Consider the following 15,196-nt stretch of genomic DNA (forward strand, 5'->3'; position numbering starts at 1 on the left):
CCTTAAATATTAATATTTTCTTAAAAATTATTATTTTTTACGCTTTCTTGCCTTAATAACAAAACCATTCGTTATTTTTTTTGTCTTAATTTTAGTTAATTTTTCTGTGAAATTAGGTGCTCATTTCGAGCTTTAGAATAGTTTAATGCTAGAAGACAATGAATATGAAATATTTGGTCACGGGAAGTGCAGGTTTTATTGGTTTTAAGCTTTGCCAACGTTTATTAGAGAATGGCCATGAAGTTATCGGGATTGATAACTTAAATGCGTATTATGATCAGGGGCTTAAGCAATCCCGTTTACATTTACTGGAGCAGTTTCCTTTATTTCGTTTTATTCATCTTGACCTTACTGATCGTGAAACTGTTCGGGTATTATGTACCCAAGAGCAATTTGACCGAGTTATTCACCTAGCGGCACAAGCGGGTGTCCGTTACTCGTTGGAAAACCCATTTGCTTATGCAGATAGTAATCTGACCGGCCACCTCGCTATTCTAGAAGGCTGTCGCCAAGCAAAAGTAAAACATTTGGTCTACGCCTCTTCAAGTTCGGTGTACGGCGTAACTGATAAAACACCATTTACCACTGACATGGCAACCGATCACCCGATTTCCCTCTATGCGGCAACAAAAAAAGCCAATGAGTTAATGGCGCACTCCTATTCACACTTATATCAGCTACCAACCACAGGGCTGCGCTTCTTTACGGTGTATGGCCCTTGGGGGCGCCCAGATATGGCTCTATTTAAATTCACCAAAGCTATTTTGGCGGGCGAGCCTATTGATGTCTATAATAACGGCAATCTCAGTCGTGATTTCACTTTTGTTGATGATATTGTCGAAGGTGTGATCCGTATTTCAGATATAATTCCACAAGCGAACCCGAATAATCATTCGGTATCACCTGCAGAAAGTAGCGCGCCATATCGCATCTATAATATCGGTAATGGGCAGCCCGTTAAGTTGATTGAATTTATTTCTGCACTGGAAAAGGCGCTGGGTAAAGAAGCGATTAAAAACTTTTTGCCTATGCAAGCGGGTGATGTGTACACGACTTGGGCGGATACGGAAGACTTGTTTAGTGTGACAGGTTATCGCCCACAAGTTTCTATCGAACAGGGTGTTCAGGCATTTGTTGATTGGTACCGTTCTTACTATCATCAATAATATCAATAAGCTGTAACATCTTTAGCAGGATTTGAGAGGCAAGTTTGAAAATAGCAATTGCAGGAACCGGCTACGTCGGCCTATCTAACGCCATGTTGCTGTCACAACACCACGAAGTGGTTGCGGTGGACATCATCCCTGAAAAAGTGGCGATGTTAAATAACCATCAATCACCGATTGTTGATGCAGAAATTGAGCAGTTTTTAACGGAAAAGACCCTCAATTTCCGTGCCACAGAAGATAAAACTGAGGCCTATACAGGGGCTCAATATGTGATTGTGGCGACACCAACCGACTATGACCCAAAAACCAATTACTTTAATACTCAATCGGTTGAGTCTGTTATTCATGATGTGAATAAAATCAATCCAGAAGCGACGATTATCGTGAAATCCACGATCCCTGTGGGCTTTACTTCACGGTTACGTGAAGAGTTTGGCTATACCAACGTGATTTTTTCTCCTGAGTTTTTACGTGAAGGCCGTGCCTTGTGGGATAACTTACATCCTTCTCGTATTGTAGTGGGCGAGCGTTCAGAGCGTGCGAAAATTTTTGCGGACTTATTGCTAGAAGGTGCGATTAAAAAAGACGTTCCTGTGTTATTTACTGATGGCACCGAAGCCGAAGCCATTAAACTGTTTGCCAACACTTATTTAGCGATGCGTGTGGCGTACTTTAATGAGCTTGATACCTATGCAGAAAGCCGTGGTTTAAATGCCCGCCAAATTATTGAAGGGGTCTCTTTAGACCCACGTATTGGCAGCCATTATAACAACCCCTCATTTGGTTATGGTGGTTATTGTTTACCGAAAGATACCAAACAGTTGTTAGCCAACTACGATGACGTGCCGAATAACTTGATTAACGCTATTGTGGAATCGAACCGTACCCGCAAAGACTTTATCTCCGATGCAATTATTGCTAAAGCACCGCGTAAAGTCGGTGTTTATCGCCTAGTGATGAAAGCAGGGTCAGACAACTTCCGCGCTTCAGCAGTGCAAGGCATCATGAAACGTATTAAAGCTAAGGGAATTGAAGTTGTCGTTTATGAACCCGTAATGAAAGAAACAGAATTTTTCCGTTCTAAAGTCGTCAATGACTTAGCGGAATTTAAAGCTCAATGCGATATCATCTTAGCAAATAGAATGGTACCTGAGATCGAAGATGTCGCCGATAAAGTCTATACCCGCGATTTATTTGGTAACGATTAAAACGCGTTTATGGGGTAGGTTGGCATCGTGCTAACCTACCTCTGTATATTAAAACCTAATAACCCCACCTATTTTGTGCCATAGCGCACAAGTTACCTACTTTTAGAGCTGTTTTGCAATAATCGCTAAGAAATGTCGTTTTCCATTTGTTAGCATCCGCCAATTGATTAAAAATTGGCTATTTTGTTATGCAGAAAATAATAAAAAAACAGAGAGACGGTTTTATCACCTTTCAAAAAGAAGGTGAGATAGATTTTTGGCAAGTTGTTAATGATTATATTGATGGGAAGATCGCGGGTAAGAATTTAAGTAGCGGAAATATCGATAGAAGCGTTGCCCGTATTCAAGTCAATGGGCAAAATTTTATTATTAAATGTGAGAAAGAACGTGATAAGCGTTTTGAAAAACGGTTAATGCGTATTATCTCAGGCCCTTTTTATTCACGTTTATTGAAACGTCTGGTGACCGCACAAAATAAGGGATGCACTGTAACGAATGATATTTACTTTGTTGCAGAAAAAATGGTCGGTCGCGAGTCAGTAGAAACATGGATTATTGCTGAGTATGTAGAAGGAACTGTTTTATCTGAAATTGATGATATCAAGCCTTACTATACAGAGATGAAAACCATTATAAACCAATTACATAGATATGGTTTATCTTCTAATGATATCCACGCAGGGAACTTTGTTATAACCAATGAAGGGCTTAAGGTTATTGATTTATCAGACTATGGTAATTTTGCTATTTGCAAAGCGAATGATTTAATTGCATTACAGCGTTTTTACAATATCGAACCTGATAGCAAAAATTTTGTTTATCGATTTATTCGTTTCAGAGATAACTTTCGTCATTGGTCAAGAAAAGTAAGAGGGAAGAAAACTCGGCTCTAATAAATGATACCAAGTTTTCATTACAACAAAGTTATCGAAATAGCAAAAGCTATTGATCACAACAAAGCGATTGATAAAGCGCATCTAAAAACTCAGGGATAAAACTACCCGTCCCATGGCAACGCTGGGTTGCGGCTTCTCCGGCTTGTTTCATGATAGCGCAAGCCGCGGCAACATTTTGCAGCCTATCACCCGGTAGGGCGCAACATGCAGCAACCACCGCAGAAAGAGCACACCCCGTACCGACCACTCGAGTCATTAAAATATGGCCACCAGACACCGCAAAGGTGCGTGTTCCATCGGTGATGTAATCCACTTCACCACTTATCGCGACAATAGTCTTAGCTTGTCTCGCTAATAATTGTGCTGCGGGAAGGGCGTCATCAGTGGTGTTAAGGGAATCAACGCCTCTGCCGCCAGCACTGCTTCCTGCCAATGCCATAATTTCAGAGGCATTACCGCGAATAGCGGCAGGCTTGAGAGCCAGCAATTCATGGCAAAAATGGGTGCGAAATCTGAGTGCACCTGCGGCAACTGGGTCAAGTACCCAAGGTTTTTTCGCCTGCTCCGCACTGTTAACTGCACATCTCATCGCATATCGTCGCTCTGCGGTTAATGTGCCGACATTAACTAGCAAGCCGTGAGCGATAGCGGCAAACTGCTCCGCTTCTTCAGGCTCAATGACCATGGCAGGTGAGCAGCCGAGTGCTAACAGGACATTGGCAGTGAAGGTCTGAACAACGTCGTTTGTCATGCAATGAACCAGAGGGGATTGAGATGCAAGTTGCTGTAGTACCAGTGATTTCGTCGTGTTGCTGATGTGTTCAAATTCTAACATGATCCCCTCATTGCTAGTGATAGAGTATAGATTCGTTGATTTATTCTACACTCTATCCGTTTTAATGGAAGAACGGCTTAATCAGCGAGGTATTTCTCCATGACCATTCCACCCGCTCCTTGAGCAACAATTTCGTATGAATCATTGGCGGGATAAATACGTGTCTTAATATGAGGAAAAATAGAGAGTTTCTCCTCAATAGACTTTTTGGTTATCTCGAAAAAATGATTTTTAGGGGTTAGAGTTCCACCACATACCACTACATCTGCTTGGGTCGTTAAAATGGCATTAGCGATAGCGATACCATAATAATAGGCCGCTTCGCCAAGCGCTTCGAGACATAAGTCATCGTTCAATGTCAGTGCGTGGAAAATAGTATGGTAACTAATTTCAGACTCATCATTAACTAATTCATTGATTATTGAACTTTTTCCCAACCTAAGTTGTTGGATCACGCGTGATTTAATTGCAGACAGTGAACTATATTGCTTTAAACAGCCAAATGACCCACATTCGCAGCGTTGGCCATTAATATCAATTGTTGTATGACCAAAGGCTTGAGCAGTACTAATGGGAGCCGGAGCGTATTGATTGTTGATGATGGTGCAACTGCGAATATCAGTATCACAGGTTGTGAATAAAAACCGCTGGCTATCAGAAGTATAACGTAAACGATACTCAGCAAAAGCGGCAAAACTAATCCCGCTCCCGAGTAATACAAAGCAAGGTACTTTACTGGAAATATAGTCGTGAAGTTCTTTTATACGTGAGTGATATTGATGATATGGCAGTTTATCGCGCTCTAAAATATGGTCGATAGCGATACCTATACCCAGCAAGCTTTTTACGTTAAGTCCATGTTCAGCTAATAAAACATCTAATTTATTAAGCAGATGGTCCACCATATTTTCTGCGGTTTCTAGGTGCTCATATTTCACTTTTACTATCCCTAAAATATCTAACTTTAGGTTTTGTAAAACAATCGTTGAATATATGTCACTCATTTCAATGCCGATCAGGTAACCATCTGCAGCATTAATATTGTAGAGGATAGGTTTACGGCCACCAGTCGACTCCCCGAGTTCAGAGGTCGAAATTAAGTGGTTTTTTCCCAATTCATCAAGTAACCGAGCGCAAGTTGCAGGTTTCATGTTAGCAAGTGATGTTAGCATTTCTGCCCTAATGGGGCCGTGGTTTAAAATTAACCGGTAAAGAGTTTTTAGTTTTTGTGTTTTTGAATTTTTTGAGGTGCGAAATTCATTTAATAGTGTATGTAACAAGCGCCCCACTCCTTTTCATTCCGATTCTTGCGCTAAAGACTAGCAAATATACGCATAAGATTCTGCTTCTTGTGACACATCATAGCTAAAATCTTTTTCTTAAAATGAGATTAAGATCGCTGTTCTGTTTTTAAATTGCTTTATGATCGATTTTAACAATTTTTAGTCGATGTCAATTTGGAGACAGCCATGCATCACACAAAAGATATTCTAGAAAGCTTGAGTTTTATTCAGTCTCGCACAGATATTAAACCAACAGTGGGGATTATTTTAGGCTCAGGACTAGGCCCATTCGCAGATACATTAGAAAATGCCGTCCATATTCCTTATAGTGAAATTCCTCATTTTGCTAAATCTGAAGCTGTAGGACATGCCAATGAATTGGTGATCGGCACTATCGCAGGTAAAAATGTGGTTGCCATGAAAGGCCGTTTTCACTACTACGAAGGCTTTTCCCTTGACCAAGTCACTTTCCCTGTGCGTTTGATGAAAGCATTGGGTGTCGAAAAATTGATTATCACCAACGCCTGCGGTGCAGTAAATACTGATTTCAACCCAGGTGACCTGATGATTATTACCGACCATATTAATTTAACGGCAAATAATCCATTGATGGGGCCAAACAACCCTGAATTAGGTGTTCGTTTCTTAGATGTTAGTGAGGTGTATAACAAAGAATTACGCCAAACAATCAAAGATGTAGCGGCTGAACAAGGTGTCTCTGTTCGTGAAGGTGTTTATGCATGGTGGACTGGCCCAACGTATGAAACTCCTGCTGAAATTCGTATGATCAGAACCTTAGGCGCAGATGCTGTTGGTATGTCTACTGTGCCAGAAGCGCTAGTTGCCCATCATTCACAAATTAAAACCGTCGGTATTTCCTGTTTAACCAATATGGCTTGCGGTATTTTAGAGCAGCCACTTAGCCATGACGAAGTTATTGAAACAGCAGAAAAAGTTAAAGCGACTTTCTTGAAACTCGTGACTGGCGTGATTGCTCGCTTCTAGTTTTATAGATTCTTTTTCTCAAAATAATATAAAGATGTCCATAACGCTAAAGTAAGGTGAATATTGAGATGAAATTTAAAGGTCTGATTTTAGTTTCTTTAGGCGCTTGTAGTTATGGCATTCTTTCAACGCTTGTGGTGTTGGCTTATCGTGCAGGATATTCTTTGAATGATGTCATCGGTAGCCAGACAGTATTAGGTGCGATTTTACTGTGGTTCTTTGTTGTTACGGGGGCATTGGTTAAAAAAGCGCGTCTAGTATGGCCAACACGCAGGCAAGGCCTATTAATGTTACTCACTGGGACGACAACAGGGTTAACCGGGCTTTTGTATTATGCATCATTGCAGTATTTGTCTCCGGCACTTGGTGTTGTCTTATTTTTGCAATTTACATGGATGGGGGTTGCAATTAACGCATTTATTAGTCGCCAAATGCCCCCCGTGATGACCATGGTATCTGTTGTGGTGATATTAATCGGAACAGTATTAGCGACAGGTTTGTTAAATAGTTCTGGGATCGTATTTCACTGGCTTGGTGTGCTATTAGGATTATGTGCAGCATTATCAAATGCTATTCGTGTTTATGTCAGCGGTGCATTAGCGGTTAAAACAGATCCTATGATGCGTTCTGCAATCATGGTTACAGGAGGCGCAATTTTGACATCAATTGTCGTTCCGCCAACATTCTTACTGAGTGCATCAACGTTTCAATCTCTATTTTTCTCATATGGATTACCTCTGGCTTTCTTTGGTTCTTTCTTTGGCATGTGGATGTTTGCTAAAGGAACCCCGCTAATCGGTACCAGCTTAGCGACCATTGTTAGCTCAATGCAGCTGCCCGTCACGATTTTATTATCCGTGACAGTATTGCAGTTACCCCTTGAATTAATTCAGTTTGTTGGTGTTGCTGTCATCCTCATGGGTGTTGCCATTGCTGAGTTGAAAATAAAAACAAATAAATATAACTCCAAACGGAGCTTTGTATGAACATTAAATCCCGCTTGAAAATCATGCTTTTCCTGCAATATTTTGTTTGGGGAAGTTGGTTAGTCACACTCGGTTCCTACATGATGAAAACATTGAGTTTTTCAGGTGCAGAAGTCGGTATGGTGTATAGCTCAAAGGGTATTGCTGCCATTCTAATGCCCGGGCTTATCGGAATCATTGCAGATAAATATATTCCAGCAAATCGTTTATATATGATTTGCCATTTAATTGGGGCTGCTGCATTGTTTTATGCCGCAACAGTCACGAGTTCAACCGTTATGTTCTGGGTGATGTTAATTAATGCAATGGCCTTTATGCCAACGATTGCGCTTTCAAATAGCATCAGCTACTCATCATTAAGCCAATATCAGCTCGACTCCGTGAGTAACTTCCCACCTATTCGGGTATTTGGTACGGTTGGCTTTATTGTTGCAATGTGGAGTATTAGCTTACTGAAATTTGAGCTAAGTAGTATGCAACTTTATATTGCTGGTGGTAGCTCATTACTTTTAGCGCTTTATTCATTAACTTTGCCAAAAATTGATGTGAATAAAAAAGCGATTTCAAGTAGTTGGATCAGTAAGCTCGGTTTAGACGCTTTAGTGTTATTCAAAAAGCCCATTATGGCGGTATTTTTCTTATTCGCTATGTTACTTGGCGCGGTTTTACAAATTACCAATACGTTCGGTAACCCATTCTTGCATGACTTTGGTCTGAACCCGCTATATCAAGACAGTTTGGTGGTTCAATATCCATCGATATTATTATCGATTTCTCAAATGGCAGAAGTGTGTTTTATCTTAGCAATTCCATTTTTCTTGAAACGCTATGGTATTAAAACTGTCATGTTATTAAGTATGTTCGCATGGACACTCCGATTTGGCTTCTTTGCATTTGGTGACCCGTCTGCCATCGGGCTGATGTTCTTGATCATGTCGATGATTGTTTATGGCTGCGCATTTGATTTCTTTAATATTTCAGGTTCCATCTTTATTGAAAGAGAAGTGGATACGCGTATGCGCGCGAGTGCTCAGGGCTTATTTATGACGATGGTTAACGGTGTTGGTGCCTATTTCGGTGCGATACTAAGTGGGTTAGTTGTCGACTACTATACGGTGGATGGTATTAAAGATTGGCAAATGATTTGGTTAGTTTTTGCTTCTTATACCGTAGTATTAGCAATAATTTTCCAATTTACGTTCCATTATCACCACGATAAGAACGCGGTACTGAAAGAAGCCAAATCTAGCTAAGATGATTCGTTAGAAATAACTTTCAACTTAAGGGAAAACCATTAATTTGGTTTTCTCTTTTTTGTGGCTTTAACGCTAAACATAATTACGTTTTCCGCGCAAAATATGTTCAGTCAGTGTTTCTTCCGCAAGAGTAAATTCTTTTGCTTTGAGTTGTTCAACTAATTGCTGATGTTGGCGTGTAGACTCATAATAATATTCATTGCGATAAATAGGGTCAGGCTGAAAATAGACTCGCTGGCGAATATTATCCGCTAAATCTAAGAAAACTGAGTTATCCAGTAATTCCAAGAAAAAACGGTGGAATCGTTCATCTTCTTTTATCCAACCTTGATAGTCATTTCCCTTCAATAATTCATATTGCCGTTCAATAATAGCCTTTAAGATAGAAAAATGTTCATCAGTTAAATATTCACGAACTAATTTAATTGCATGGGCCTCAATTGCTAAGCGTAAATCATAATTATCTCTGGTCTCTTTTAACGATAGTTTCTGAATAAAAACACCTTTACGAGGGATAATTTTGACTAAGCCTTCATTTTGTAATTGATATAAGGCTTCGCGAATTGGAGTACGACTCATACCTAGTTCCTCAACTAAGCTATTTTCAGAGGTATAACTTTCTTCTCCAAATTGCTTACTGAGAATTTTATGTTTAATAGCAGTATAGGCTTGTTGGCTTAGTGGTTTATCTTTCATTAGGATCTTGTGTTAACAATAGAAATTTTAGTGAGTATAGAAAGGAATAGATTGGTATACAAGTAATACACTAGTTTTATATTATTTAGGATGCTGTTAAATTTTGGTGGGTAATTGGACTTAACTTGTTGAATAAACCGGCATCCTTGCCAGTTTCTAGACTAATACAACTCAGGGCGTCGGTTTTGCATACAAGGTAATTTTTCTCGTGTCTCTGCGGTATGTTGTGTCGATATTTCAGCAAAAAAGAGTGTCTCATCGTAGCCAGCAGATGCGATAGTTACGCCAAGTGCATCACAAACAAGGCTGCGACCAATAAAAATATTACCTGTTTGGTCACATGCGCAGACAGGGATCGTGTTCTCCAAAGCGCGTGCTTTAACTAATGTTTGGTAATGCTCTTCTTTTAGTGGCCCGCTTACCCATGCTGTGGGAACGAGTATAAGGTCAGCGCCAGCTAAGGTTAGTTTTCGAGCAACTTCTGGGAAACGCAGTTCATAACAGACTAAAACGCCAATTTTGCCAAATTCAGTTTCCACAGGTTTTAATTCATTATTACTTTGAATGATATTAAGGGATTCTTGATATGAAAAGGCATCGTACAGGTGTGTTTTTTGGTAGTGATAGATAAGCCCACCTTGGCGGTTCAACATAATTGTCGTGTTGAAAGCTCTTTTCGGCTCATTCGGGGCTCTTTCATAAATGCCACAGGCCACATAAATACCGTATTGTTGAGCGGCTTTTGCCAACTGAGAGACAAAAGGGCCATCGACAGGCTCTGCAACATCGGCATAGCTAATACCACTATCTGCGGGAACAAAAGCCATAAACATTTCCGGCAATAGGACGAGGTCGGCACCACCTTGAGCGGCTTTTTGTATAGCTTCGCATGCTTTTTTTAAATTTAGAGCTTTATCTGAGCTACTGGCTAGCTGAGCAATTGCAATCTTCATAGAGCCTCCTTATTCAAAAAATTTCGCAGCACCTGAAATTGCCGCTAATGTTTCACCAGCATCAATGCGCTTTTTAACATCAATTTCAGCATGTTGAGCATTAAGGGCTCGTTGGCGATACTCTTGCAGAGCCACTTCATCAGCGACTAAAATGCCATCGCCATCTGCAATAATTAAATTACCAGGATGGATCGTTACGCCGTCTATACTAATCGGCACATTAATTGCGCCTTCAATACCTAAAATTCGCGTTGTTAACGGACTCACTTTACGTGCATAAATAGGAACGCCAATCTCACGTAATGCTTTGATATCGGTGACACAACCATCAATAACCGCGCCTGCAATTTTCTTTGCCCGTGCCATATAAGAAACCATCTCGCCCCAACAAGCGCGATCATAATCCCCTGACATATCGATACAGACAACATCGCCTTCTTGCACGATGTCGAACACCTTATGTACAGCAGATGAGTCCATATGTGGAATACGTACTGTCACAGCATTACCAATAAATTGGCATTGTTCAATTTGTGGGCGTAATGTTTTGAGAAAACCGAAGTCAGTCATATGTCCGATAGTTGACGGACAAACATCACGGCAACTTTCGATAATTTCAGGGCTAAAACAGGCAACACGAGGATTTAATGTAAACATAGGGACACCTTTCTTTATTGAATATAATGTGTTTTGGGTGAAAATTAGTCAGGATTAACAGCCGCTGCTAAAGGTTTATCTGGCTGAATGAAGAACCAGCAAATAATCGCTAAACTGATAGGTATCACATTGAAAAGTAAAGCGACGTTCCAACCAAAATGCTGTGCAAGCCAGCCGCATAGAATGGGGGAAATAACACCACCGAGATTACCCCATAAATTCATCCACCCACTGACAGAGCCTGCATATTGGCGGCCCTTATCTGCAGCGATTGCCCAAGAGGTCACAACTGGCAATCCTAGAGAACCGAGTGCGAGGGTGAGCCATGCAACACTTGCAATGGCATTTTCAGTTTGAGCCGCACCGCAAATACCCACGATAAATAGAATAAAACCGGTAATGGCGATATATCCCCTCGCGACTAACTGTGAGTATCCTTTGTTGAGTAACCAATCAGAAATTGAACCTGCAGTGAGTACTGCGATACAAATTGCTAACCAAGGAAAGCTGGCAGCAATGCCCATTCCGGTTAATGAGAAACCACGAGCCTCTTGTAAGTAGGTGGGGAGCCAAATCATAAATAAGGTGGTCATATAGGCGACAAAAAAGTATTGGAAACCAACCGCCCAGAACGGACGCTCTTTCATAAATCTGCGCCAAGGGGCTTTAACATCAGAACCGCCTTGCTCACTAATTGTCCGGCCTCCTTGGATAAACGCTATTTCATTTTGAGAAATTTTAGGGTGTTGCTCAGGTTTATTTCTGGCAAAGAAATACCAAACCATACCGATAAGAATACCAATCACACCGAAGATATAGAAAACGGCATGCCACCCGAATGAAATCATAATAAATACGGTAAGGGTAGGGGCAATCACAGGCCCAAAATAGGAACCGGCAAGTAAGAAACTAGCCGCCCGTGCCTTTTCATTTTGGCGAAACCACCATGTATTAAAGACGGCATTCGCAGGATAGAGCGGCGCTTCTCCAACACCAAATAGGAAGCGTACGATGCATAGCCAAATATAGGTAGGGGCAACGACCGTTAATATTGTGAATGCGGACCAAACGTAAAGGCTAATGGTTGCGATAAGCCTGCTACCAAACCGTTCTGCAAGTATTCCGCTTGGAATTTGGGCAAGTGCATAGCCAAGTGAAAATAACGCACCCAAAAAGCCAAATTGAACTTTGCTCATTCCTAAATCGGTCATCATATGTTCGGCAACAATGGAAATATTGGCGCGGTCCATATATGCAATCAGACCGATAATAAAAAATATTGCTGCTAATCCCCAACGTAAACGCCCTGGTGAGTCTTTTGTTGCTGGTGTTACAACAGAATCATTATGTGACATAGAGTTACCTTTTTATTGGTTTGTCGAGGTAATCAACCTTATTGTATTTATATTGAATTCAACTTGTATACAAGATAAATGTTAATAAGCAGTTATTGTAGTGTCAAAGATCTGTTTTGTTATCTGTGATTGAACTCAAAACATTCGATTGATTTATGAGCGAGATCTTATTTTTGGAAAAAATAATTAATATCGTGGTAGTTGTCTATTTTCCCCAAATACGGCTTGGGTAAAAAATTTTTAATATCTTCGAAGGGTTATTATGGAATATAAGCCCAAAATTCATGAAAATTGGTACCTATTTCGAGTTAGTTTGAGGATCTTTTCAAAGAGAAAAGCCAAACGATAAATAAGGTTACTTCATCGGTTGGCTTCTTTATAGATTAAAACCGTTACAGAGTGATTATTCAATATTCTGAATTTGTTCTCTCATTTGTTCGATTAATACTTTGAGCTCAACGGCTGAAGTTGTGACTTCGCTATTAATTGATTTTGACGCTAACGTATTTGCTTCACGGTTAAATTCTTGCATCATAAAGTCAAGACGGCGGCCAGTTGCCTCTTTTTTCTTCAAGATGTTACGTGTTTCTTTAACGTGTGCTTCTAAGCGATCCAATTCTTCTGCAACATCAATACGTTGTGCTAATAGAATAAGTTCCTGTTCCAAGCGACTGTTATCCACTTGAATGTCAGCTTCTTCTAACTTATTTTGTAAGCGTTCACGTTGCCATTGTAAAATTTCTGGCATGTGTTGACGTACTTTTGCGACTTCAACTAAGACGCCATCAAGACGCTGTTCAATGAGCGCATGTAATGATGCCCCTTCAGCTTCACGGCTTTGAATGAAAGCATCAATTGTTTCATCTAACCCTGCCATTAATTGTTCGCTGATGACATCTAAATCTTGTTCGCCAGCTGACATTACTCCGGGCCAACGCAAAATTTCTAATGGGTTGATTTCACCTTCATGGCTGTAATTTTTAACCCAATTCGCTGCACTGATTAACTGGCGTGCTAATTGTTCATTTAGGATTAATTCACTACGGTTTGCACCGTCTAACTCAAAGCGCAAATTACACTCCACCTTTCCACGTGTCAGGCGAGAACGCAGGCGCTCACGGATCACGGGCTCAAGGCTTCTAAATTGCTCAGGTAAGCGAATATACGTTTCTAAATAACGTTGGTTCACGGAACGCAGCTCCCAGGCCGCATTCCCCCATTCACCCTTGATGTCCCGACGGGCAAAAGCGGTCATACTACGGATCATAATTCGTTCCCATTATCGTAAAGATTTAGGGGATTATAACGCTATGCAGGATGACAGGATAGGCATTATCGTTTGAACAACGTATAATGCGTCCCAATTTGAGTTGATAACGGAGATAACACCATGCGCCCAGCAGATAGACAAGCAGACCAAATGCGCCCGATTACCATCACGCGCAATTATACTAAGCATGCAGAAGGCTCTGTTCTTATTGAGTTTGGCGACACGAAGGTGTTATGTAATGCAACTGTTGAAGAAGGTGTTCCCCGCTTTTTAAAAGGGCAGGGGCAAGGTTGGGTTACCGCGGAATACGGCATGTTACCGCGCGCAACAAATTCACGTAATCAGCGTGAAGCTGCGCGAGGCAAACAGACGGGTCGCACGATGGAAATCCAACGGTTAATTGCACGTTCTTTGCGTGCTGCGGTTGACCTTAAAAAATTAGGTGAGTACACCATTACTTTAGACTGTGATGTGATCCAAGCGGATGGCGGCACGCGTACAGCAGCAATTTCTGGTGCATGCGTGGCATTAGTTGATGCACTGAATAGCATGGTTGAGCAAGGTAAAATTGCAAAAAGTCCACTAAAATCAATGGTCGCTGCCGTTTCTGTTGGAATTGTTAATCAAGACGCTCTATGTGATCTTGAATATGTTGAAGATTCTGCAGCTGAAACGGATATGAATGTTGTCATGATGGATGATGGCCGAATGATTGAAGTGCAGGGCACAGCAGAAGGCGAACCGTTTAGTCATGAAGAGCTATTGGCTCTATTAGCGTTAGCTAAAACCGGTTTAAATACCATTTTTGAAGCTCAGCGAGAAGCGCTGAAGTAAGTTAATCATTAATTAGGCGGCTGAAAAGTCGCCTTTTTTATGCCTGCTGGTTCATCAATCAATTAGCCAGCCTTGAATATAGATAAATAATCATCAACGAGGAGAATGACCAATGAAAGCCTATCAGCGCGATTTTATCGAACTTGCCATGAAAAAACAGGTACTTAAATTTGGTGAGTTTACGCTGAAATCAGGTCGTAAAAGCCCTTACTTTTTTAATGCAGGGCTATTTAATACAGGGCGTGATCTGGCACTTGTCGGTCGTTTTTATGCACAAGCATTACAAGACAGCGCAATCGAGTGTGATGTCATTTTCGGCCCTGCGTATAAAGGGATCCCAATTGCAACGACGACAGCAGTAGCTCTTTCTGAACATCATGACATCGATATGCCATATTGCTTCAATCGTAAAGAAGCTAAAGACCATGGTGAAGGTGGTGTGTTAGTTGGGAGTCCTTTGCAAGGGCGTGTTGTGGTTGTGGATGATGTGATTACTGCTGGGACGGCAATTCGTGAATCAATGGAAATTATTAAACAACAACAAGCTACATTGAATGGTGTCCTGCTATGCCTCGACCGTCAAGAAAAAGGTAAGGGTGAAATTTCAGCAGTGCAAGAGGTTGAGCGTGATTATGGCTGTAAAGTTTACTCAATTATTACCATGAGCGATTTAATCACCTATCTTGCTGAAAAGGACGGTATGCAGGAACATTTAGCGGCTATGAAGGCTTATCGCGAACAATACGGAATTGAGTAAAAAAAGCCCTCGCCCAATGATGGGCGGGGTGAGTAG

The 15,196-nt window shown here is 41.0% G+C and carries 15 protein-coding genes; 8 read left to right on the forward strand and 7 right to left on the reverse strand.

Going from position 1 to position 15,196, the window contains the following annotated elements:
• The first annotated feature begins 164 nt into the window (after window positions 1–164).
• From PSF42_RS12815 to PSF42_RS12825, 3 genes are all read left to right on the forward strand, one after another.
• Window positions 165–1,166 (forward strand): NAD-dependent epimerase, encoded by a 1,002-nt coding sequence (locus tag PSF42_RS12815; RefSeq protein ID WP_272680138.1) that lies wholly within the window; start codon window positions 165–167, stop codon window positions 1,164–1,166.
• A gap of 44 nt (window positions 1,167–1,210) precedes the next feature.
• Window positions 1,211–2,377, forward strand: coding sequence for a nucleotide sugar dehydrogenase (locus tag PSF42_RS12820; protein ID WP_217748415.1), 1,167 nt, complete (start codon window positions 1,211–1,213; stop codon window positions 2,375–2,377).
• Between the two features lie 188 nt (window positions 2,378–2,565).
• Window positions 2,566–3,270, forward strand: coding sequence for a lipopolysaccharide core heptose(II) kinase RfaY (locus tag PSF42_RS12825; protein WP_125895071.1), 705 nt, complete (start codon window positions 2,566–2,568; stop codon window positions 3,268–3,270).
• 49 nt (window positions 3,271–3,319) lie between these two features.
• On the opposite strand, the gene thiM is transcribed toward PSF42_RS12825, so the two are convergent.
• Entirely contained in the window at window positions 3,320–4,108 is a 789-nt protein-coding gene (gene thiM, locus PSF42_RS12830; protein ID WP_272680140.1) for a hydroxyethylthiazole kinase, read from the reverse strand.
• 77 nt (window positions 4,109–4,185) lie between these two features.
• Entirely contained in the window at window positions 4,186–5,280 is a 1,095-nt protein-coding gene (locus PSF42_RS12835) for an ROK family protein (RefSeq protein ID WP_272680141.1), read from the reverse strand.
• Between the two features lie 297 nt (window positions 5,281–5,577).
• Between PSF42_RS12835 and PSF42_RS12840 the strand changes: the two genes are divergently transcribed.
• From PSF42_RS12840 to PSF42_RS12850, 3 genes are all read left to right on the forward strand, one after another.
• On the forward strand, window positions 5,578–6,396 hold the full coding sequence (locus PSF42_RS12840) for a purine-nucleoside phosphorylase (protein ID WP_125895067.1): 819 nt from the start codon (window positions 5,578–5,580) through the stop codon (window positions 6,394–6,396).
• 68 nt (window positions 6,397–6,464) lie between these two features.
• Window positions 6,465–7,382 (forward strand): DMT family transporter, encoded by a 918-nt coding sequence (locus PSF42_RS12845; protein ID WP_272680142.1) that lies wholly within the window; start codon window positions 6,465–6,467, stop codon window positions 7,380–7,382.
• A complete protein-coding gene (locus PSF42_RS12850; protein WP_125895063.1) occupies window positions 7,379–8,635 on the forward strand; it encodes a nucleoside permease in 1,257 nt (418 codons plus the stop codon). The genes PSF42_RS12845 and PSF42_RS12850 overlap by 4 nt, the downstream gene beginning before the upstream one ends.
• 75 nt (window positions 8,636–8,710) lie before the next feature.
• Here the strand turns inward: PSF42_RS12850 and PSF42_RS12855 are convergent, their stop codons facing one another.
• From PSF42_RS12855 to PSF42_RS12875, 5 genes are all read right to left on the reverse strand, one after another.
• Window positions 8,711–9,334 (reverse strand): GntR family transcriptional regulator, encoded by a 624-nt coding sequence (locus tag PSF42_RS12855; protein WP_272680143.1) that lies wholly within the window; start codon window positions 9,332–9,334, stop codon window positions 8,711–8,713.
• Window positions 9,335–9,495: 161 nt separating this feature from the next.
• Complete coding sequence (locus PSF42_RS12860) at window positions 9,496–10,287, reverse strand: carbon-nitrogen hydrolase family protein (RefSeq protein ID WP_272680144.1); 792 nt, start codon at window positions 10,285–10,287, stop codon at window positions 9,496–9,498.
• A 9-nt stretch (window positions 10,288–10,296) separates the two neighbouring features.
• The gene (locus PSF42_RS12865) at window positions 10,297–10,944 is read right to left on the reverse strand and encodes an RraA family protein (RefSeq protein WP_213913789.1); all 648 of its coding nucleotides are present in this window, start codon (window positions 10,942–10,944) and stop codon (window positions 10,297–10,299) included.
• 44 nt (window positions 10,945–10,988) lie between these two features.
• Window positions 10,989–12,299 (reverse strand): MFS transporter, encoded by a 1,311-nt coding sequence (locus tag PSF42_RS12870; protein WP_272680145.1) that lies wholly within the window; start codon window positions 12,297–12,299, stop codon window positions 10,989–10,991.
• Between the two features lie 403 nt (window positions 12,300–12,702).
• Window positions 12,703–13,566: a YicC/YloC family endoribonuclease gene (locus PSF42_RS12875; RefSeq protein WP_125895061.1), complete on the reverse strand. Its 864-nt coding sequence runs from the start codon at window positions 13,564–13,566 to the stop codon at window positions 12,703–12,705.
• 123 nt (window positions 13,567–13,689) lie between these two features.
• Here PSF42_RS12875 and rph point away from each other — a divergent pair, with 123 nt between their 5' ends.
• Both rph and pyrE read left to right on the forward strand, forming a co-directional pair.
• Window positions 13,690–14,403 (forward strand): ribonuclease PH, encoded by a 714-nt coding sequence (gene rph / locus PSF42_RS12880; RefSeq protein ID WP_125895059.1) that lies wholly within the window; start codon window positions 13,690–13,692, stop codon window positions 14,401–14,403.
• 112 nt (window positions 14,404–14,515) lie between these two features.
• Window positions 14,516–15,160, forward strand: a complete 645-nt coding sequence (gene pyrE, locus PSF42_RS12885) for an orotate phosphoribosyltransferase (protein WP_125895057.1) — start codon at window positions 14,516–14,518, stop codon at window positions 15,158–15,160.
• Window positions 15,161–15,196 lie beyond the last annotated feature (36 nt).

It is taken from the genome of Providencia sp. PROV032 (assembly GCF_028484875.1).
Lineage (GTDB): Bacteria > Pseudomonadota > Gammaproteobacteria > Enterobacterales > Enterobacteriaceae > Providencia > Providencia rettgeri_E.

What these genes read in the sequence shown, in the direction of transcription:
- PSF42_RS12815 (WP_272680138.1), top strand. Translation starts at nt 165, where the DNA reads ATGAAATATTTGGTCACGGGAAGTGCAGGTTTTATTGGTTTTAAGCTT.
- PSF42_RS12825 (WP_125895071.1), top strand. Translation starts at nt 2,566, where the DNA reads ATGCAGAAAATAATAAAAAAACAGAGAGACGGTTTTATCACCTTTCAA.
- thiM (WP_272680140.1), bottom strand. Translation starts at nt 4,108, where the DNA reads ATGTTAGAATTTGAACACATCAGCAACACGACGAAATCACTGGTACTA.
- PSF42_RS12835 (WP_272680141.1), bottom strand. Translation starts at nt 5,280, where the DNA reads ATGCTAACATCACTTGCTAACATGAAACCTGCAACTTGCGCTCGGTTA.
- PSF42_RS12840 (WP_125895067.1), top strand. Translation starts at nt 5,578, where the DNA reads ATGCATCACACAAAAGATATTCTAGAAAGCTTGAGTTTTATTCAGTCT.
- PSF42_RS12845 (WP_272680142.1), top strand. Translation starts at nt 6,465, where the DNA reads ATGAAATTTAAAGGTCTGATTTTAGTTTCTTTAGGCGCTTGTAGTTAT.
- PSF42_RS12850 (WP_125895063.1), top strand. Translation starts at nt 7,379, where the DNA reads ATGAACATTAAATCCCGCTTGAAAATCATGCTTTTCCTGCAATATTTT.
- PSF42_RS12855 (WP_272680143.1), bottom strand. Translation starts at nt 9,334, where the DNA reads ATGAAAGATAAACCACTAAGCCAACAAGCCTATACTGCTATTAAACAT.
- PSF42_RS12860 (WP_272680144.1), bottom strand. Translation starts at nt 10,287, where the DNA reads ATGAAGATTGCAATTGCTCAGCTAGCCAGTAGCTCAGATAAAGCTCTA.
- PSF42_RS12865 (WP_213913789.1), bottom strand. Translation starts at nt 10,944, where the DNA reads ATGTTTACATTAAATCCTCGTGTTGCCTGTTTTAGCCCTGAAATTATC.
- PSF42_RS12870 (WP_272680145.1), bottom strand. Translation starts at nt 12,299, where the DNA reads ATGTCACATAATGATTCTGTTGTAACACCAGCAACAAAAGACTCACCA.
- PSF42_RS12875 (WP_125895061.1), bottom strand. Translation starts at nt 13,566, where the DNA reads ATGATCCGTAGTATGACCGCTTTTGCCCGTCGGGACATCAAGGGTGAA.
- rph (WP_125895059.1), top strand. Translation starts at nt 13,690, where the DNA reads ATGCGCCCAGCAGATAGACAAGCAGACCAAATGCGCCCGATTACCATC.
- pyrE (WP_125895057.1), top strand. Translation starts at nt 14,516, where the DNA reads ATGAAAGCCTATCAGCGCGATTTTATCGAACTTGCCATGAAAAAACAG.